Annotated in this window: 15 protein-coding genes, 2 rRNA genes and 1 pseudogene; 8 read left to right on the forward strand and 10 right to left on the reverse strand. The window is 62.0% G+C overall.

Going from position 1 to position 15,138, the window contains the following annotated elements; all coding sequences use genetic code 11:
* A 23S ribosomal RNA gene (locus tag BLP82_RS24335) occupies window positions 1–212 on the forward strand; the annotation flags it as partial.
* Between the two features lie 170 nt (window positions 213–382).
* Window positions 383–498, forward strand: a 5S ribosomal RNA gene (gene rrf / locus BLP82_RS24340).
* Window positions 499–615: 117 nt separating this feature from the next.
* Here the strand turns inward: rrf and BLP82_RS24345 are convergent.
* Entirely contained in the window at window positions 616–1,017 is a 402-nt protein-coding gene (locus BLP82_RS24345) for a lysozyme inhibitor LprI family protein (protein ID WP_092174085.1), read from the reverse strand.
* Between the two features lie 153 nt (window positions 1,018–1,170).
* Here BLP82_RS24345 and BLP82_RS24350 point away from each other — a divergent pair, with 153 nt between their 5' ends.
* Window positions 1,171–1,629 (forward strand): SRPBCC family protein, encoded by a 459-nt coding sequence (locus BLP82_RS24350; protein ID WP_092174088.1) that lies wholly within the window; start codon window positions 1,171–1,173, stop codon window positions 1,627–1,629.
* A gap of 486 nt (window positions 1,630–2,115) precedes the next feature.
* Here BLP82_RS24350 and BLP82_RS24355 read toward each other — a convergent pair.
* Both BLP82_RS24355 and BLP82_RS24360 read right to left on the reverse strand, forming a co-directional pair.
* Window positions 2,116–2,448 (reverse strand): annotated as a pseudogene (locus tag BLP82_RS24355) (hypothetical protein); the annotation flags it as partial.
* 158 nt (window positions 2,449–2,606) lie between these two features.
* Window positions 2,607–3,554 carry an AraC family transcriptional regulator gene (locus BLP82_RS24360; protein WP_092174094.1) on the reverse strand — a complete coding sequence of 316 codons (948 nt, stop codon included), beginning with the start codon at window positions 3,552–3,554 and terminating at the stop codon, window positions 2,607–2,609.
* 203 nt (window positions 3,555–3,757) lie between these two features.
* Between BLP82_RS24360 and BLP82_RS24365 the strand changes: the two genes are divergently transcribed.
* Together BLP82_RS24365 and BLP82_RS24370 are read left to right on the forward strand one after the other, a co-directional pair.
* Window positions 3,758–4,495, forward strand: coding sequence for an SDR family oxidoreductase (locus BLP82_RS24365; RefSeq protein WP_060741378.1), 738 nt, complete (start codon window positions 3,758–3,760; stop codon window positions 4,493–4,495).
* Between the two features lie 26 nt (window positions 4,496–4,521).
* Window positions 4,522–4,779, forward strand: coding sequence for an Atu4866 domain-containing protein (locus BLP82_RS24370; RefSeq protein ID WP_060741379.1), 258 nt, complete (start codon window positions 4,522–4,524; stop codon window positions 4,777–4,779).
* A 71-nt stretch (window positions 4,780–4,850) separates the two neighbouring features.
* Here BLP82_RS24370 and inhA read toward each other — a convergent pair whose 3' ends face one another.
* A complete protein-coding gene (inhA, locus tag BLP82_RS24375; protein ID WP_092174097.1) occupies window positions 4,851–5,537 on the reverse strand; it encodes an isonitrile hydratase in 687 nt (228 codons plus the stop codon).
* A gap of 99 nt (window positions 5,538–5,636) precedes the next feature.
* Between inhA and BLP82_RS24380 the strand changes: the two genes are divergently transcribed.
* Window positions 5,637–6,629, forward strand: a complete 993-nt coding sequence (locus BLP82_RS24380) for a GlxA family transcriptional regulator (RefSeq protein ID WP_092174100.1) — start codon at window positions 5,637–5,639, stop codon at window positions 6,627–6,629.
* On the opposite strand, the gene BLP82_RS24385 is transcribed toward BLP82_RS24380, so the two are convergent.
* Complete coding sequence (locus tag BLP82_RS24385; RefSeq protein WP_092174104.1) at window positions 6,598–7,500, reverse strand: alpha/beta fold hydrolase; 903 nt, start codon at window positions 7,498–7,500, stop codon at window positions 6,598–6,600. The two genes, BLP82_RS24380 and BLP82_RS24385, sit on opposite strands and share 32 nt — an antisense overlap.
* A 28-nt stretch (window positions 7,501–7,528) precedes the next feature.
* Entirely contained in the window at window positions 7,529–7,906 is a 378-nt protein-coding gene (locus BLP82_RS24390; protein WP_092174108.1) for a hypothetical protein, read from the reverse strand.
* Between the two features lie 622 nt (window positions 7,907–8,528).
* Here BLP82_RS24390 and BLP82_RS24395 point away from each other — a divergent pair.
* Window positions 8,529–8,894, forward strand: coding sequence for a DUF6124 family protein (locus BLP82_RS24395; RefSeq protein ID WP_092174111.1), 366 nt, complete (start codon window positions 8,529–8,531; stop codon window positions 8,892–8,894).
* A gap of 183 nt (window positions 8,895–9,077) precedes the next feature.
* Here the strand turns inward: BLP82_RS24395 and BLP82_RS24400 are convergent, their stop codons facing one another.
* From BLP82_RS24400 to tam, 4 genes are all read right to left on the reverse strand, one after another.
* Window positions 9,078–10,901: a glycoside hydrolase family 15 protein gene (locus BLP82_RS24400; RefSeq protein WP_092174114.1), complete on the reverse strand. Its 1,824-nt coding sequence runs from the start codon at window positions 10,899–10,901 to the stop codon at window positions 9,078–9,080.
* On the reverse strand, window positions 10,894–11,694 hold the full coding sequence (locus tag BLP82_RS24405; protein WP_092174117.1) for an SDR family oxidoreductase: 801 nt from the start codon (window positions 11,692–11,694) through the stop codon (window positions 10,894–10,896). The genes BLP82_RS24400 and BLP82_RS24405 overlap by 8 nt, the downstream gene beginning before the upstream one ends.
* 278 nt (window positions 11,695–11,972) lie before the next feature.
* Window positions 11,973–13,106, reverse strand: a complete 1,134-nt coding sequence (locus tag BLP82_RS24410) for a cupin-like domain-containing protein (protein ID WP_092174120.1) — start codon at window positions 13,104–13,106, stop codon at window positions 11,973–11,975.
* Between the two features lie 92 nt (window positions 13,107–13,198).
* Entirely contained in the window at window positions 13,199–13,969 is a 771-nt protein-coding gene (gene tam / locus BLP82_RS24415; protein ID WP_092174123.1) for a trans-aconitate 2-methyltransferase, read from the reverse strand.
* Window positions 13,970–14,112: 143 nt separating this feature from the next.
* Between tam and BLP82_RS24420 the strand changes: the two genes are divergently transcribed.
* A complete protein-coding gene (locus tag BLP82_RS24420; protein WP_060741391.1) occupies window positions 14,113–14,847 on the forward strand; it encodes a thioesterase II family protein in 735 nt (244 codons plus the stop codon).
* Window positions 14,848–15,138: the final 291 nt, after the last annotated feature.

Consider the following 15,138-nt stretch of genomic DNA (forward strand, 5'->3'; position numbering starts at 1 on the left):
GGTTGTCACGCCAGTGGCATTGCCGGGTAGCTATGTTCGGAAAAGATAACCGCTGAAAGCATCTAAGCGGGAAACTTGCCTCAAGATGAGATCTCACTGGGACCTTGAGTCCCCTGAAGGGCCGTCGAAGACTACGACGTTGATAGGCAGGGTGTGTAAGCGCTGTGAGGCGTTGAGCTAACCTGTACTAATTGCCCGTGAGGCTTGACCATATAACACCCAAGCAATTTGAATGCTCCAGGCCCTAGGGCGAAAGAGACCAGATTGCGGTGTGTGAAGACGAAACGAACCGAAAGTTCGCGACGCTCAACCGCAACACACAAACTATCACATACCCATTCGCTGGAACGTGACCGCAAGGCACGCGCTGGCTACCGAATTTCTTGACGACCATAGAGCATTGGAACCACCTGATCCCATCCCGAACTCAGAAGTGAAACGATGCATCGCCGATGGTAGTGTGGGGTTTCCCCATGTGAGAGTAGGTCATCGTCAAGATTAAATTCCGAAACCCCTATCTGCTGATGCAGGTAGGGGTTTTGTTTTTCCCGCTATAAAAGCGTTGGGCCAAAAAAAGGATGACCTGCAGAGGTCATCCTTTTTTCATCCTGGCTGCTAAGCCTCGGGTACGGGGCAGCTCAAATCCCCTTCCTCGCACTTGAGATAGGTCTTGAACGCCTCGACCCGGGCTTTGGTCTGGGCGGTGATGCAATTGTCATAGATCAGTGGATAGACACTGCCGCCCTCAACCCCAGAGGCGGAGAATTCGCATTCGGCATCACGGAAGCCTATCCAGGCACGCTGCGCCTTGACCAGCATTTTCTTGGCCTCGGGATTGTCCTTCAGGCGTGCGGTGATTTGCTTGTACAAACTGTTCAGCTCATTGTCGGCGGCCTTGTTTTCTTTGGCTGCGCATTGGTTCATTTCGCCTTGAGTCGTGGCGTCGGCGCAGTCGTCGGCCTGGGCAACGGCGACAAAAAACAGTGGCGTCAGGGCCAGAAGCAAGCGTAGGGACATGTGGGTCTCTCCTTGAGGGGGTGAAAGCGCCGAGGGAGTTTACATCGCGCCGTGCTGTTTTAAAGTTGGCGGGCGCTAAACGACGGTCCGATACAACTTTCCGGTTGGCCTTGCGGTCTTACAAGCCTACTGTTGAAACACAGGAGGTGACTCATGCATTCATCCGACCGCATTGAAAGAAAGATCCTGCTCAAGGCCCCGCGCTCCCAAGTCTGGCGCGCACTGGCCAATGCCGAAGCCTTTGGCCAATGGTTCGGTGTCGCCCTTGAGGGGAAACGGTTTGTGGCAGGCGAGCGTACCCAAGGGCAAATTACTTATCCAGGTTACGAACACCTTATCTGGGACGTAGCGGTGGAGCGGGTGGAACCCGAGCGGGTCTTCTCGTTTCGCTGGCATCCTTACGCTGTCGAGCCGCAGGTAGATTATTCCCAAGAGTCCGAGACCCGAGTGCAATTCGAACTCGAAGACATGGATGGCGGTACCTTGCTCAAAGTCGTGGAGTCAGGTTTCAACAACATTCCCGAGGCACGCCGACTCAAAGCTTTTCGCATGGACAGCCGTGGCTGGGACGAACAGATGGCCAATATTGAAGCGTTCCTGCACAAGCCTTGAGTTGGCCGGCTGGCAGAGCTAAGGGTTTTCGGAGGGGGCAGGTATAGCGAATGTCTTACACGAGATGGTAGCTATGTCGTCTATTTCATTTTGGATCCGAGGCGTAATCTGGACTCATCCACTGAAGCACAGGAAGTGCTCAGGATCAGGGACGATCGACCATGCAAGGATTAGCTATCGACAGGGAGTCGTAATGGTCTTGGAAAAACCCGCTTCGGCGGGTTTTTTTTCGCCCGCTGAAAAGCCAGGAAAGAGTCCTATAGCGAAACGCTTACACGCCGTTGCTGCTTTCTCGTCTTTCTCCAAGTCACCGGTGGGCCTAATCTATGTTCATCCACTGAGTACAGGGAGTGCTTGGGGTCATGGATGATTGGACCAGGCATGGAATGCCGGACAGGGAGTCAAATTGGTCCTCAAAAAACCCGCCTAGGCGGGTTTTTTTTCGTCTGTGGAAAAGTGGCCTGATCATCCCAGGCGTTGGGTCATGGTACGGTCAGCCCCATCAGCAGCCAAGGCCTGGCCCCCAGGGGTGCGGTCACCACCATCGGCTGCGAGCGTCTGCCCTCCGGGGGTACGCTCGGCCCCATCAGCGGCCAAGGTCTGACCCCCTGGCGTCCGCTCGGCACCATCGGCAGCGACTGTCTGCCCTCCAGGCGTCCGATCCGCGCCATCAGCGGCCACCGGCTGCTGATAATCGCCCGCCCAGGTAAAGAAACGGTCTTGCTGCTGGCTCGGCAGGGCAAACGCACTGGCGCTCAGGGCGAAGGTGGTAACGGCGATCAAGGTGTTGAACGTTTTCATGGTAAAGACTCCGGTCATATCAGGTTGAGTGCCGGGTCGTTCAGATGTCGTGATCTGCTGAACCCGTTGCAGTCGGGACGGTTGTCTTGCTGCATGGGTTCAGATTAGGGGCGAGGCGGGGGCGGGCGTTAGACGGATACTGCCCTGGTTTTGCCTGATCCTGTCTGTGTGCGGGATCAGGCGCTACTGGCTTGCAGCGCCTGGGCACGCAAACGCGCGATGTCCTTGCTCGGGGAGGCGCCAAATAGACGGCTGTATTCACGGCTGAACTGCGACGGGCTTTCATATCCCACCTTGTAGCCAATTGACGAAACGTCGCTGTTCTCCGCCAACAATAACCGTCGGGCTTCTTGCAGGCGCAACTGCTTCTGGTATTGCAGCGGGCTCATGGCGGTCACGGCTTTGAAGCGGTGATGCAGGGCCGAAGGGCTGAGATTGATCATTTGTGCCAGGCTGTCGATGCTCAGTGGCTTGGCGTAATGAGTATTGAGCCACTCGATGGCGCGGCTGATGCGATGGGTCTGGGTGTCGGGAATGGCGATTTCGTGCAAGCGCTGGCCTTGGGCGCCACGCAGCAGCCGGTAGAAAATCTCCTGCTGGGCCAGCGGCGCGAGGGTGGCGATATCATCCGGGCTGTCCAGCAGCCGCAGCAAGCGCAACATCGCGTCGAGTAATGGCGCATCGATGCGATCCAGGAACAATCCACGATCGGTTCTTTCGGTCGGCACGCCGATGGGACTGGCGTCGGCGATCAGGCGGCAGATCTGTGCCGGATCGATGTCCAGGCGAATACATAAATAGGGGCGCTCGGGACTGGCTTCGATCACCTGCCCGGCCAACGGCAGGGTCACCGAGACGACAAGGTAATTGAGCGGGTCATACACGTAGCGTTCGTCCGCCAGGTGCACTTCCTTGCGCCCCTCGATGATCACGCACAGGCCGGGCTTATGCACGACGTGCAGGGCTTCGGTCGGCTGGTCGCTGCGGATCAGGTGCAACGCTTCGATGGCCGTGGCGTGGACGCCGAATTCCGGGGCGAAGCGCATCATCAGGCTCGCTATTTCGGCGCGACGCTGATTGACGCCGTCGTCTGGCGCAATGTGGATGGACGTGGATACCGACATACCAAGCAACCTCCCTGGCCAAAATGAATAGACCGCGCTAGTAAAACCGATTGCGCGGCTGTCGGCCAGAGTCGGATCTATCGCTACAGGATTGTGCAAGTGCGCAGGAGGATCCAGCTAACCCTGGCCTCGGTCGGTTCCCTAATCTGGACCTGTCAAAACGCTCCCACCGGGGGCCAATACAGCCAGACGAGGAAACCATCATGTCCGATATTCAAAACAAAGTTGTGGTCATCACCGGCGCCAGCAGCGGGATTGGTGAAGCCGCGGCGCGGTTGCTTGCGGCTCGCGGTGCTCGTGTCGTACTTGGCGCGCGGCGCATCGATCGTTTGCAAACACTGGTGCAGGAACTCGAAACCGCCGGTCAGCAGGCGGTCTGCAAGGCCGTGGACGTGACCCGTCGTGAGGATGTCCAGGACTTCGTCGATTTCGCTGTCGAGCGGTTCGGCCGGGTCGACGTGATCATCAACAATGCCGGGGTCATGCCGCTCTCCAAGCTCGAGGCGCTGAAAGTCGAGGAATGGGATCGCATGATCGACGTCAACATTCGTGGCGTGCTCCACGGCATCGCCGCCGGCCTGCCATTGATGCAGCGCCAGCGCAGCGGCCAGTTCATCAACATCGCCTCCATCGGTGCCTACGCGGTCAGCCCGACGGCCGCCGTGTACTGCGCCACCAAGTACGCCGTGCGCGCGATTTCCGAGGGCTTGCGCCAGGAAGTCGGGGGTGATGTGCGGGTGACGGTGATTTCCCCCGGTGTGACCGAATCGGAACTGGCCGATAGCATTTCCGATGAAGGTGGACGTGCCGAAATGCGTGAGTTCCGCAGGATCGCCATTCCGGCCGAAGCCATCGCCCGGGCGATCGCCTACGCCATCGAACAACCGGCAGACGTAGACGTCAGCGAACTGATTGTGCGGCCAACCGCCAGTCCATTCTGACCGACTTGACCGACAGGAGATGTCCCATGAGAAAGGCATTTGGAGACCAGGATAAATTCGTCGGCCTATGGGTAACGGCTGATGGCGTGATTCGCCATCGGCTGCTGCCGGGCGGACGCTATGACGAAGCACGAGGTGTACGTGAGAGCGCATATCAGGGCGACTACTGGCTGCAGGATGACCATATCGAATACCACGACGACACCGGTTTCACCGCCGATGGGGATTTTCGCGAAGGCGTGCTCTACCACGCGGGGATGGTGTTGTATCGCCAGGAGGGATGATGAACCGATGACCTTTGTGGTGAGGGGACAACTCCCCTCACCACGGATTTCATTTCCATCGGGACTGATCGTTACGCCTTTTCCAACCGCGCCGCAGCACGCTGGGTGATTTGCGAGCGCACCCGGAACGACTCGGCCGCACGCCGGTTCGCCTCTTCCAGCACGCGCGTCGGTGCGGTTTCCGGGCGGCCGGCGTTGAACGGAGGGGCAGGGGCGTATTCGAGCTGCAGCTGAACCAGCTCTGCGGTGTCCTGGTCGAACAGTTCGGCCGCCAGGGTCAAGGCGAAGTCGATCCCGGCCGTGATGCCGCCACCGGTGAGCAGGTTGCCGTCGCGGACCACGCGCTCCTTGATCGGCGTCGCGCCCAGGGTTTGCAGCAGGTTGTGATAGGCCCAGTGGGTGGTGGCGCGCTTGCCTTGCAACAGGCCCGCGGCACCGAGCACCAGCGCACCGGTACACACCGAGGTGATGTATTTCGCGTCGGCGGCTTGCCGCTTGATGAAAGCCAGTGTCTGTTCGTCTTCCATCAGGGGGCCGACGCCGGTCCCGCCGGGGACGCAGATCACGTCGAGCTTCGGGCAGTCCTCGAACGTGGTGGTGGGCAACAACACCAGCCCGGTGCTGGCGGTGACCGGCGCCAGGTCCTTCCAGACCAGATGGACCTTCACGTCCGGCAACGAGGCCAGCACGTCATAAGGGCCGGTCAGGTCCAACTGCTGGACTTGGGGAAATAACAGCAAACCGATCTGCAACGTCATGTCGTGTTCTCCTTTGGATGATGCCCGAGGGGTGGACGGTTTTACTTTAGATCCGTAGGCTCTGGCGTATACGCCAATAAGCCCACGAATCACGCCAATATGCCCAAGCCACCGAAAACCGTTCATGTCCTGGCCTTCGCCAACGTGCAAGTGCTCGATGTCACCGGGCCCTTGCAGGTCTTCGCATCGGCCAACGACCTGGCCCGCCAGCAAGGCCTGCCGCTGCCGTACACGCCGACGGTCATCGCCGTGGGCGGTGGGGCGGTGATGTCCTCGGCAGGCTTGGCGCTGATGGCCGAGCCGCTGCCGAGCGAAGGCAGCGACACGCTGTTGATCGCCGGAGGCTGGGGCGTGTACGAAGCGGCGAAGGACCCGGCGCTGGTGGCCTGGGTCAAGGATCATGGCCTGCGTTCGCGCCGGGTGGCGTCGGTGTGCACCGGGGCGTTCCTGCTGGCCGCCAGCGGTTGGCTGGATGGACGGCGCGTGGTGACGCACTGGACCCGCTGCGAACAACTGGCCGAGCAACATCCGCAATTGCGGGTCGAACCCAACCCGATTTTCATCAACGACGGTCCGGTCTGGACCTCGGCCGGGGTCACGGCCGGCATCGACCTGGCCCTGGCGCTGGTCGAGGAGGACCTGGGCCGTGCGGTGGCGCTGGAGGTCGCCCGGCACCTGGTGGTGTTCCTCAAGCGCCCTGGCGGCCAATCGCAGTTCAGTGTGACCTTGTCGCTACAAAAGCAAGGCAGTCGCTTTGATGACCTGCATGCCTGGATCGCCGAAAACCTCACCCGTGACCTGGCGCTGTCGAGCCTGGCCGCCGAGGTGGGTATGAGCGAACGCAGCTTTGTACGGCACTACCGCGCCGAGACCGGTCAGACCCCGGCGCGGGCCGTGGAGTTGATTCGCGTGGAAACCGCTCGCCGCCTGCTGGCCGACACGGCGGTGTCGATCAAGCGGGTGGCGGTGCAATGTGGCTTCGGCAGCGAAGAAACCCTGCGCCGCAGTTTCCTGCGGGCCATGGGCGTGACGCCCCAGGCCTATCGCGAGCGATTCGCCGTCAGCCCTCAAGCAGATCCAGCAATGCCTTGAGCGTGGCCGCGGGGGCTTCCTGGGGAATGTTGTGGCCAACACCGGGCAGCACTCGGCGCTCATAGAACCCCGTGAAATGCTCGACGTCTTCATCGTGTTCCGACGCGGGCCCCACGCCGTCATCGGCGCCGCACAGGGAAATGCTCGGCACGCTGATGGCCGGTTGTGCCGCCAGCCGTTCCTCCATCCACTCCAGCGTCGGGTCGCCCGGCGCGTACATGAAGCGATGACGGTAGGAGTGGATCACCACGTCGACGAAGTCCGGGTTATCGAACGACGCGGCGCTGAGGGGGTACAGTTCGGCGCCCCGTGTCCAGGTCGGTGACCACAGGCGCCAGAGCAAGCCACACAGTTCGCGCCGGTTCCGGGTCAGGCCCTCGACGCCCCGGGCCGTGTGGAAGTAATACTGGTACCACAGGCGATGTTCGGTTTCCGGGTCCAGCGGTTGTGTGGAGCGCGGAATGTCCTGCAAGTTGTAGCCATCGCCGGTCACCAGGCAGCGCACGCGCTCGGGCCACAGGGCCGCGACGATACACGCCGCCCGACCGCCCCAGTCGTAGCCGCACAGCGCCGCTTGGGGGATGGAGAGTACGTGCATCAGGTCCAGCAGGTCCTGGGCCAACGCCGCTTGCTGGCCGGAACGCATGATGGCCGGGTTGTTGAAGTGGGTCGGGCCGTAGCCGCGCAGGTAGGGCACGATGACCCGGTAGCCACGCTGGGCCAGGGCCGGCGCGACTTCATCGAACGCCCTGGGGTCGTAAGGAAAACCGTGCAGCAGGATGATGGGGGCGCCGCCGGCGGGGCCGTGTTCTTCGTAGGCGATGCGCAGCAACGGCGTGACGGCGAAGTCGATCCTGGGCTCAAGGTTCATGTCGGCCTCCGGCAGTGTGCGGTTGCGTTCAGGCAGGTTCCTGGTTGACGTATTTGGCCCGATCCGGGGTAAACGTCACGATCATGTTCGTGTTGGAACAGGTCAAGGTGCGCTCCTGGGTCATGTCGATGTCCAGGTCCTCACCGCGCAGACCCTGCCATTGGGCGAGGTACTTGAGGCAACCGAATTTTTCGTTTTTCTTCAGGCTGCGGCTGACGCCACCTTTCCAACCCAGCACCGGCAATTCACCGGCCAGGCAACGTTGCGCCAGTTCGGGAAACTTCATCGCCCGGTCGCGGCCGATCTCCCAGCACTTGATCAGGCCCCGGTCCTGGCCTTCCCAGAGGTCCTCGCGGGTCAGGCCTGTTCGGGGTGGGGTGGTGATGGGGCGTTTGATATGGGTCATGTCAGGTCCTTGAGTCGGGTTTTTATCGGGCAGCTCCGCTGCACCCGTGAGAGCATCGATCTTAGGAGGGGTTGGCGGGGCTGGCAACTCGAAAGGGGGCGTAACGATAAATGGGCGAATTGTGGCGATTGCTTCTGTGGCGAGGGGATTTATCCCCGCTGGGCTGCGAAGCAGCCCCAAAATCTGGCAACTCGGTCTGTCAGGTTAATTGAGGTTGTTCTTTTGAGGGGCTGCTGCGCAGCCCAGCGGGGATAAATCCCCTCGCCACGGATAAATCCCCCAACACAGTGGTGCGATGTTCCTACAAAAAAATAAGTGAACCGGAATTTTCCGACGAGTCGCGTCGGTTGTCGGTTCGGAAGGGGTGGGGATAGGCTTTGCTCGTCGCTGCAAAATCAGCGACCGGGTTTGGTCACCCGTCCAATGTCAGGCGCACACGCGCCAACCTCAGCATGTCGGCGCTTTTTTGTGTGCTTGTCGGTATGCTTTGCGGTGGGCTGTGCGCGGGGCACTTTCGAGTGCGCCGGGTGCCTGACTTCCCGGTTGACCAACCTGCGTACCGCCCACCACCCTCGTTTGGTCACGAGGTGAGTGAGCTCAACTTCAAGTCAGGAGTTTCACAATGGTCAAGATCACCCCCAACCCCCCACGCGCCGAAGACCTTTCTGCCTACACCACCCTCGACACAAAAAAACTCCGCGAAGCCGCCGACCGGGCGTTGAACATTCACTTGTCTCCCACCCCAGCCAAACCCGATACCCAGGACGGCCAGGTGTTCACCGTGGTCCCCGGGCTAAACACCGAGTCGGTGCTGACCAGCCTCAGCGAAACCCTGGCCTCGGCCGATGCGCTGGTCAGTGACCTGGGATTCGAGCTGGAGGGTTCCCGGCGGCATGTGGCACTGGGGATTCAGCAGTTGATCGAGCTGGCCAGGTTGCTGGCAAACCGTGCGTTGGATGACATCGAATTGGCCGACTCAGCGCGGTAGCCAGCACACCGCTTTCCCTGTGGCGAGGGGATTTATCCCCGCTCGGCTGCGAAGCGGCCCCCAAACAGACAACCCAATAACCTGACACACTGGGTGTTGGTTTTTGGGCCTGCTGCGCAGCCCAGCGGGGATAAATCCCCTCGCCACAAGGATCTGTTCTCTCTAAAACCAGGGCAGCCCGACTCACGGCTGCCAATGATTCTTCTCCCCGCTCAACTTGCGGTCCAGAAAACTCGCCGCGCTGATCAACGCCAGATGGGTCAAGGCCTGGGGCGTGTTGCCCAGGTGGTAGCCGTGGCTGTCGAATTCTTCGGCGTACAGCCCCAGCGGGTTGGCGTAACGCAGCAGTTGTTCGAATTCCAGCTGGGCTTTTTCCACGCGGCCGGCGCGGGCCAGGCATTCGACGTACCAGAACGAGCAGGCCGCGAATGAGCCTTCGATGCCGCTGAGGCCGTCGACGGGGCTGTCGTCGTTGCGGTAGCGATAGACCATGCCGTCGCGCACCAGGTGTTTTTCGATGGCATCGAGCGTCGAGAGCCAGCGCGGGTCGCGGGCGCTGACGAAACGCACCAGGGGCATCAACAGCATCGAGCCGTCGAGGGCGGTGCTGCCCAGGCGCTGGACGAAATGCTGGTGCTCCTCGTTCCAGAAATTCGTCCAGATGTCTTGGTAGATGGCCTGGCGAGTCTCGTCCCAGCGGGCGAACGGGGCGGGCAGGGAGCGCTTTTCGGCCAGGCGGATGGCGCGGTCCACGGCGACCCAGCACATCAGTCGCGAATGCAGGAAGTGCTGCGTGTCGCCGCGCATTTCCCAGATGCCCACGTCTTTGTCCTGCCAGACCTCGCACACCTGGTCGACCACGTCGACGGTGTGTTTCCAGCCTTGATGGGAGATGGCTTCGCCGTATTTGTTGACCAGGTACACCGCATCCATCAGTTCGCCGAAAATATCCAATTGCACCTGCTGGTAGGCCAGGTTGCCGATACGCACTGGCTGCGCACCACCGAAACCGCTCAGGTGCGGCAGCTCGGTTTCCGGCAGCTCCAGCCTGCCGTCCAGGCCGTAGAGGATGTTGAGCTTGGTCGACTGGTCACAGCAGTCGCTGACCCGCCCGCGCAACCAGCGCATATAGGCGTTGGCTTCTTCGACGAAGCCCAGGCGCATGAACGCGTAGACCGTGAACGAAGCGTCGCGGATCCAGGTGTAGCGATAATCCCAGTTGCGCTCGCCGCCGCGGGTTTCCGGCAGGCCGAAGGTGGCGGCGGCCAGGATGGCGCCGTGCTTGCGTGAGGTCAGCAGTTTCAGCGCCAGGGCCGAGCGATTGACCATTTCCCGCCAGCGTCCGCGATAGTTGGATTGGCCGATCCAGCCGCGCCAGAACGCCAGGGTCCGCTCCAGGCAGATCGTGCTGACGTCGTCCTGAAGGCGTGGGTCGTCGATGCCACCCAGCAGGAACTCGGCGCTCTGGCCTTGCGTAAGGGTGAACTCGGCCACCGCTGCGTTCCCGTCCAGCGTCATGGGTTGGTCGGCGCACAAGCGCAGGCTCGGTTGTCCCGGCGCCTCGAAACAGATGTGGGCACCGTCCTGGCGCGCCGTGGTGGCGGCCCGGGCATAGTCGTGGCGTACCGCACAGCGCAGGCGAAACGTCGCGCTGCCGATGGTCATGCCCACACGGCGGATCAACACCGGCAGATCATCCTCGCTGTCGCCGATGGGCAGCAGGTCGGTGATTTCCACCACGGCGCCGTCGCTCAGCCAGCGGGTTTGCAGGACGTTGGTGTCGGGCAGGTAGATTTGTTGGCGACGGGCATCCGGCAGGTCTGGCGCGAGCTGGAAGATGCCTGCTTGCGCAGTGTCCAGCAGCGAGCAGAAGATCGACGGGCTGTCGAATTCCGGCCAGCAGAAAAAATCGACACTGCCGCGATCATTGACCAGCGCGGCGGTGCGCATGTCGCCAATGATGCCGTGGTTCTCGATGGGGCTTTGCGGTTCGTCATGATCAGCCATTGCCACGAAACCCCGGATAAAGGCTCATCCCGCCATCGATGAACAGCGTGGTGCCCACCACATAATCGGACAAGTCCGAGGCCAGCCAGACCACCGCGTTGGCGACGTCCTCCACATCGCCGACGCGACCGTAGGGAATCAGCTCCAGCAGCTTTTGCTCCTGCTCGCCCTCGGTGGCTTCGCGATTGATCGCCGTGCGGATGGCACCGGGGGCGATGCTGTTGATGCGGATGCGCTGGTGGCTGGTTTCCTGGGCCAGGCTCTGCATCAGCAGATCGACACCGCCCTTGGACGCGGCGTAATTGACGTGGCCGGCCCAGGGAATGCGCTGGTGCACCGAACTCATGTGGATGATCTTGCCCGCGGCCCGGGACACGCCCTGGCGAATGCCCTGGCGATTGAAGATCCGCAGGGCGGCGCGGGCGCAGAGGAACTGGCCGGTGAGGTTGGTGCCGATCACGGTGTTCCAGTCTTCCAGGCTCATGTCGACGGCGGCGGCGTCTTTTTGCAGGCCGGAATTGGCCACCAGGATGTCCAGCGTGCCAAAGGCTTCGAGGGTTTGGGCGAACAACTGCTCGACCTCGTGTTCCTTCGACACATCGGCACCGACGGCAATGGCGCGGCCGCCGTTGGCGTTGATTTCACGGGCCAGGTCTTGCGCCGGGCCGGCGCTGGAGTGGTAGTTGAGCACCACTGCGGCACCCGCGTCGGCCAACGCCCTGGCCGAGCCTGCGCCAATGCCGGAGCTGGCGCCGGTGACCAGGGCAACCTGTCGGGCGAGGGATATCTGCATGGTCTAGCACCTTGAATGGAGGGCCTTACCTGCTGACTGGCGTGAGGTGCGCAGAGTTCATTTGGGTGAAGCGATCTTCACAATCCACTGAACACGCCACCCATGCCGAACACAAAATCTGTGGCGAGGGGATTTATCCCCGCTGGGGCGCGAAGCGGCCCCCATTCAAACCGCCTGACACACCACCGTTGCCAGGTTTTGGGGCTGCTGCGCAGCCCAGCGGGGATAAATCCCCTCGCCACAGATAAATCCCTCGCCGCGAGCGCGATGTTCGGCTCTTACCACCCGCGCCCTGAATTCACCCAGAAATTCACCGACAACGACGTCGACACCGACTCCACCTGATGGAACCAGCCTTCCGGCAAAAACAGCAAATCCCCAGCCTCCAATGTCACGCGCATGAAGGTCACGTCCCGGGCGTGGGGGAAGCGTTGGTAGTCCGGCGCGTCCGGGTTGAAATCGCAGCCGTCCAGCCCGCCTTGGGGGGCCGTGGACCAGGTGCCCAGGGCTTCGCGGTGGTGAGGCGCGGCGAGGGTGAAGATTTTCTGGCCCCAGACCTGGGCGAACAGGTTGTCGGTGTCGTCGCGGTGCAGCGGCGTCAAGGTGCCCTTGGGGCCGATCCAGATGCGCGGAGGGATGAACAGCGACGGGTCGAAGTAGGGCGGAAGCTTGATCTGCTCCATCAGCCGCGCCGGCAGGATGTTGTTGCCCATGTAGGCCGGTGGTTCGCCGTCGGCGCCTTTGGCCGCCGGGCTGTCGAGGGAGGCGATGAAGTCGGCCATGGACGTGGAGCGAAAGTCCCGCTCGGTGGAGAAGGTCTTTTTCACGTAGTCGCCGTGGCGGGTGATGCCTTGCAGTTCGGCAAAATGCACCAGGGATTCTTCGCGGCTGAGCTTGAACAACGGCCAGTCCTGCAAGGCATCGCTGATGACCAGCGGAATGCCGTGGGGCAGGTACTGGGCACGAAATTCCTGCACTGACAGCCCGCTGCGAGGCCGCCGTTGCACGCTGCGTTGGGTCGGCAGGCTGGCGGTGAGCTTTTCGCTGAAGCGCGGCGGGGTGGGGTAGCGTTTGTTCATGTCGACCTTTTCCACCACGCCACCGCCATGCCGGGCATGGTCGATGATCTGCGGCAGTAACGTCGCCAGGCCCATGTTGCCGCCGATCTTCAGGCGACCGCTGGCGAACAGTTCTTCCACATTGGCCATGCCGGCCATGATCCCGAGGAAGTCCTTCTCCGCCACCTCGATGGTGACGTCGGGGCTGGTGTGGCGGCCAGCCTCGGTGCGGCTGCTGGCCTTGACCTCGGACCAGTACGCCTGGTGCGGGCCGAACACGAATTGGAAGACGCCTTCGATACCAACGGCGCCGGCATTGGCGAACAGCTTGCCCAGGATGGTTTGCAGGTCCACGGCGGTCACTCTTGCGGGTTTTTGGTCTTAGCAGGTAACGAGGGCCCGGAGCTGAAATTTAGGCCCTCGTCGCTGCGTCATCGACCCCCGCCCTAGCGCGTCGCGACCATGAACACCCGGGGAAACGGCAGCAGCACGGTCCCATCGTCCAGGGCTGGATAAGCCTGCTCGATCGCCTTGAGATAGTGCGCCAGGTACTGCTCGCGTTGCGCCTGGTCCAGCGGCTCGAGAAACGGCCGCAAGCCGCTGCCCTTGAACCATTCCACCACGCCTGCGGCGCCGCCGGCCAAGGGGTGATGGTAGGTGGTGCGCCACACGTCGACGCGGCTGCAATGGGGCTTGAGGATCGAGTAATAGGTTCTGGGATCCTCCACCTCGGTACGCGAGTCCGCCGCCCCGGCCAGTTGGCTGGCCCAGGGACCGTTGGCGGCGATTTCCCGCATCAAGCGGTGGGAGGGTTGGTGCAGGGTGTCGGGCATCTGGATCGCCAGGCTGCCACCGGGGGCGAGCTTGCCGATCAGCGAGGGCAGCAGGGTGGCGTGGTCGGGCAGCCATTGCAGCACGGCGTTGGCGAAGATCACGTCGAACGGCCCGGGTTCATCCCATTGGCCGATGTCCGCAGTGTCGAACGCCACGGCGGGCAAGCGTTTGCGGGCGGCGTCGACCATGTCGCTGGAACTGTCCAGGCCGCGCACCGTGGCGCCGCTGAAATGTTCCACCAACAGTTCGGTGGAATTGCCCGGGCCACACCCCAGGTCGATCACCGAACGGGCCTGTGTGGGGGGAATGGCGGCGAGCAGGTCCCGGGACGGACGGGTGCGTTCCTGTTCGAAGGTGACGTATTGCTTGGCGGACCAGCCCATGGCGTTCTCCTGTGCGGTGGAGTGAGTCGAGGTCGCCAGTATAAGGTCGGACGGGGAAGATGGAGCGAACGTAACGGTTTTGACTAATTTTGTGGGTTACGATCTCGTTATCTTTCCTACACGACCGATCGGAGAAAACCGCAGTGACCCAACTGACCCTGCTGTGCCTGCCTTATTCCGGCGCCAGCGCGATGGTGTACAGCCGCTGGCGGCGCAAGTTGCCGCAATGGCTGCATGTGCAACCGGTGGAGTTGCCGGGACGCGGGGCGCGCTTCGACGAGCCGCTGCACACCGACATGGGCCCGTTGGCGATGCAATTGGCGCGGGAGCTGTACCCGACGCTCCAGGCCCCGTACGCCTTGTTCGGCCACAGCCTGGGCGCGCTGCTGGCCTGCGAAATCGCCCATGCCCTGCGTGAACTCGGCAGTCCGGAACCGGTGGCGCTGTTTGCTTCCGGCACTGCGGCGCCGACGATGCGGGCCGACTACGACCGCGGTTTCGCCAAGGCGAAAACCGACGCTGAGTTGATCGAGCAGTTGCGCACCCTCAACGGCACGAGCGAGGAGATCCTGGCCAATGAAGAGCTGATGGCCCTGACCCTGCCGATCCTGCGGGCCGACTTTTTGCTGTGCGGACGTTTCCAGCCGCGGCAACGGCCACTGCTCGACTGCCCGGTGCACGTGTTCGGCGGCACGACCGACAAGGCCACCACGGAGCAACTGATGGGCTGGCGCCAGGAAACCACGGGCAGCTTCTCGGTGGACATGCTGGCGGGCGGGCACTTCTTCATTCATGAGCACGAGGCCAAGGTGCTGCGGCTGATCAAGGATCAGTTGAGCGTGCATCATCGGCGGCATGGGTTGGCCATCAGCGCCTGAGGCACAAATAACCTGCTGTTGTGGCGAGGGGATTTATCCCCGCTGAGCTGCGCAGCAGCCCCCGCCCAAGAAGACAACTCAATTAACCTGGCACAGCGAGTTGGCAGCCTTTAGGGCTGCTGCGCAGCCCAGCGGGGATAAATCCCCTCGCCACACTGTGGGCGGTCTATTGCATGTCGGGATGCTCTTCCTGACACAAATTCCCAAACGCTAATTTTTCCGGTTTGCATTCGTTTCATAGGGACGACTTGCCTTTGTGCCTTGTGCCCACTGATTCCGGATACCCCAGAA

Source organism: Pseudomonas sp. NFACC37-1 (genome assembly GCF_900101575.1).
GTDB lineage: Bacteria > Pseudomonadota > Gammaproteobacteria > Pseudomonadales > Pseudomonadaceae > Aquipseudomonas > Aquipseudomonas fluorescens_AA.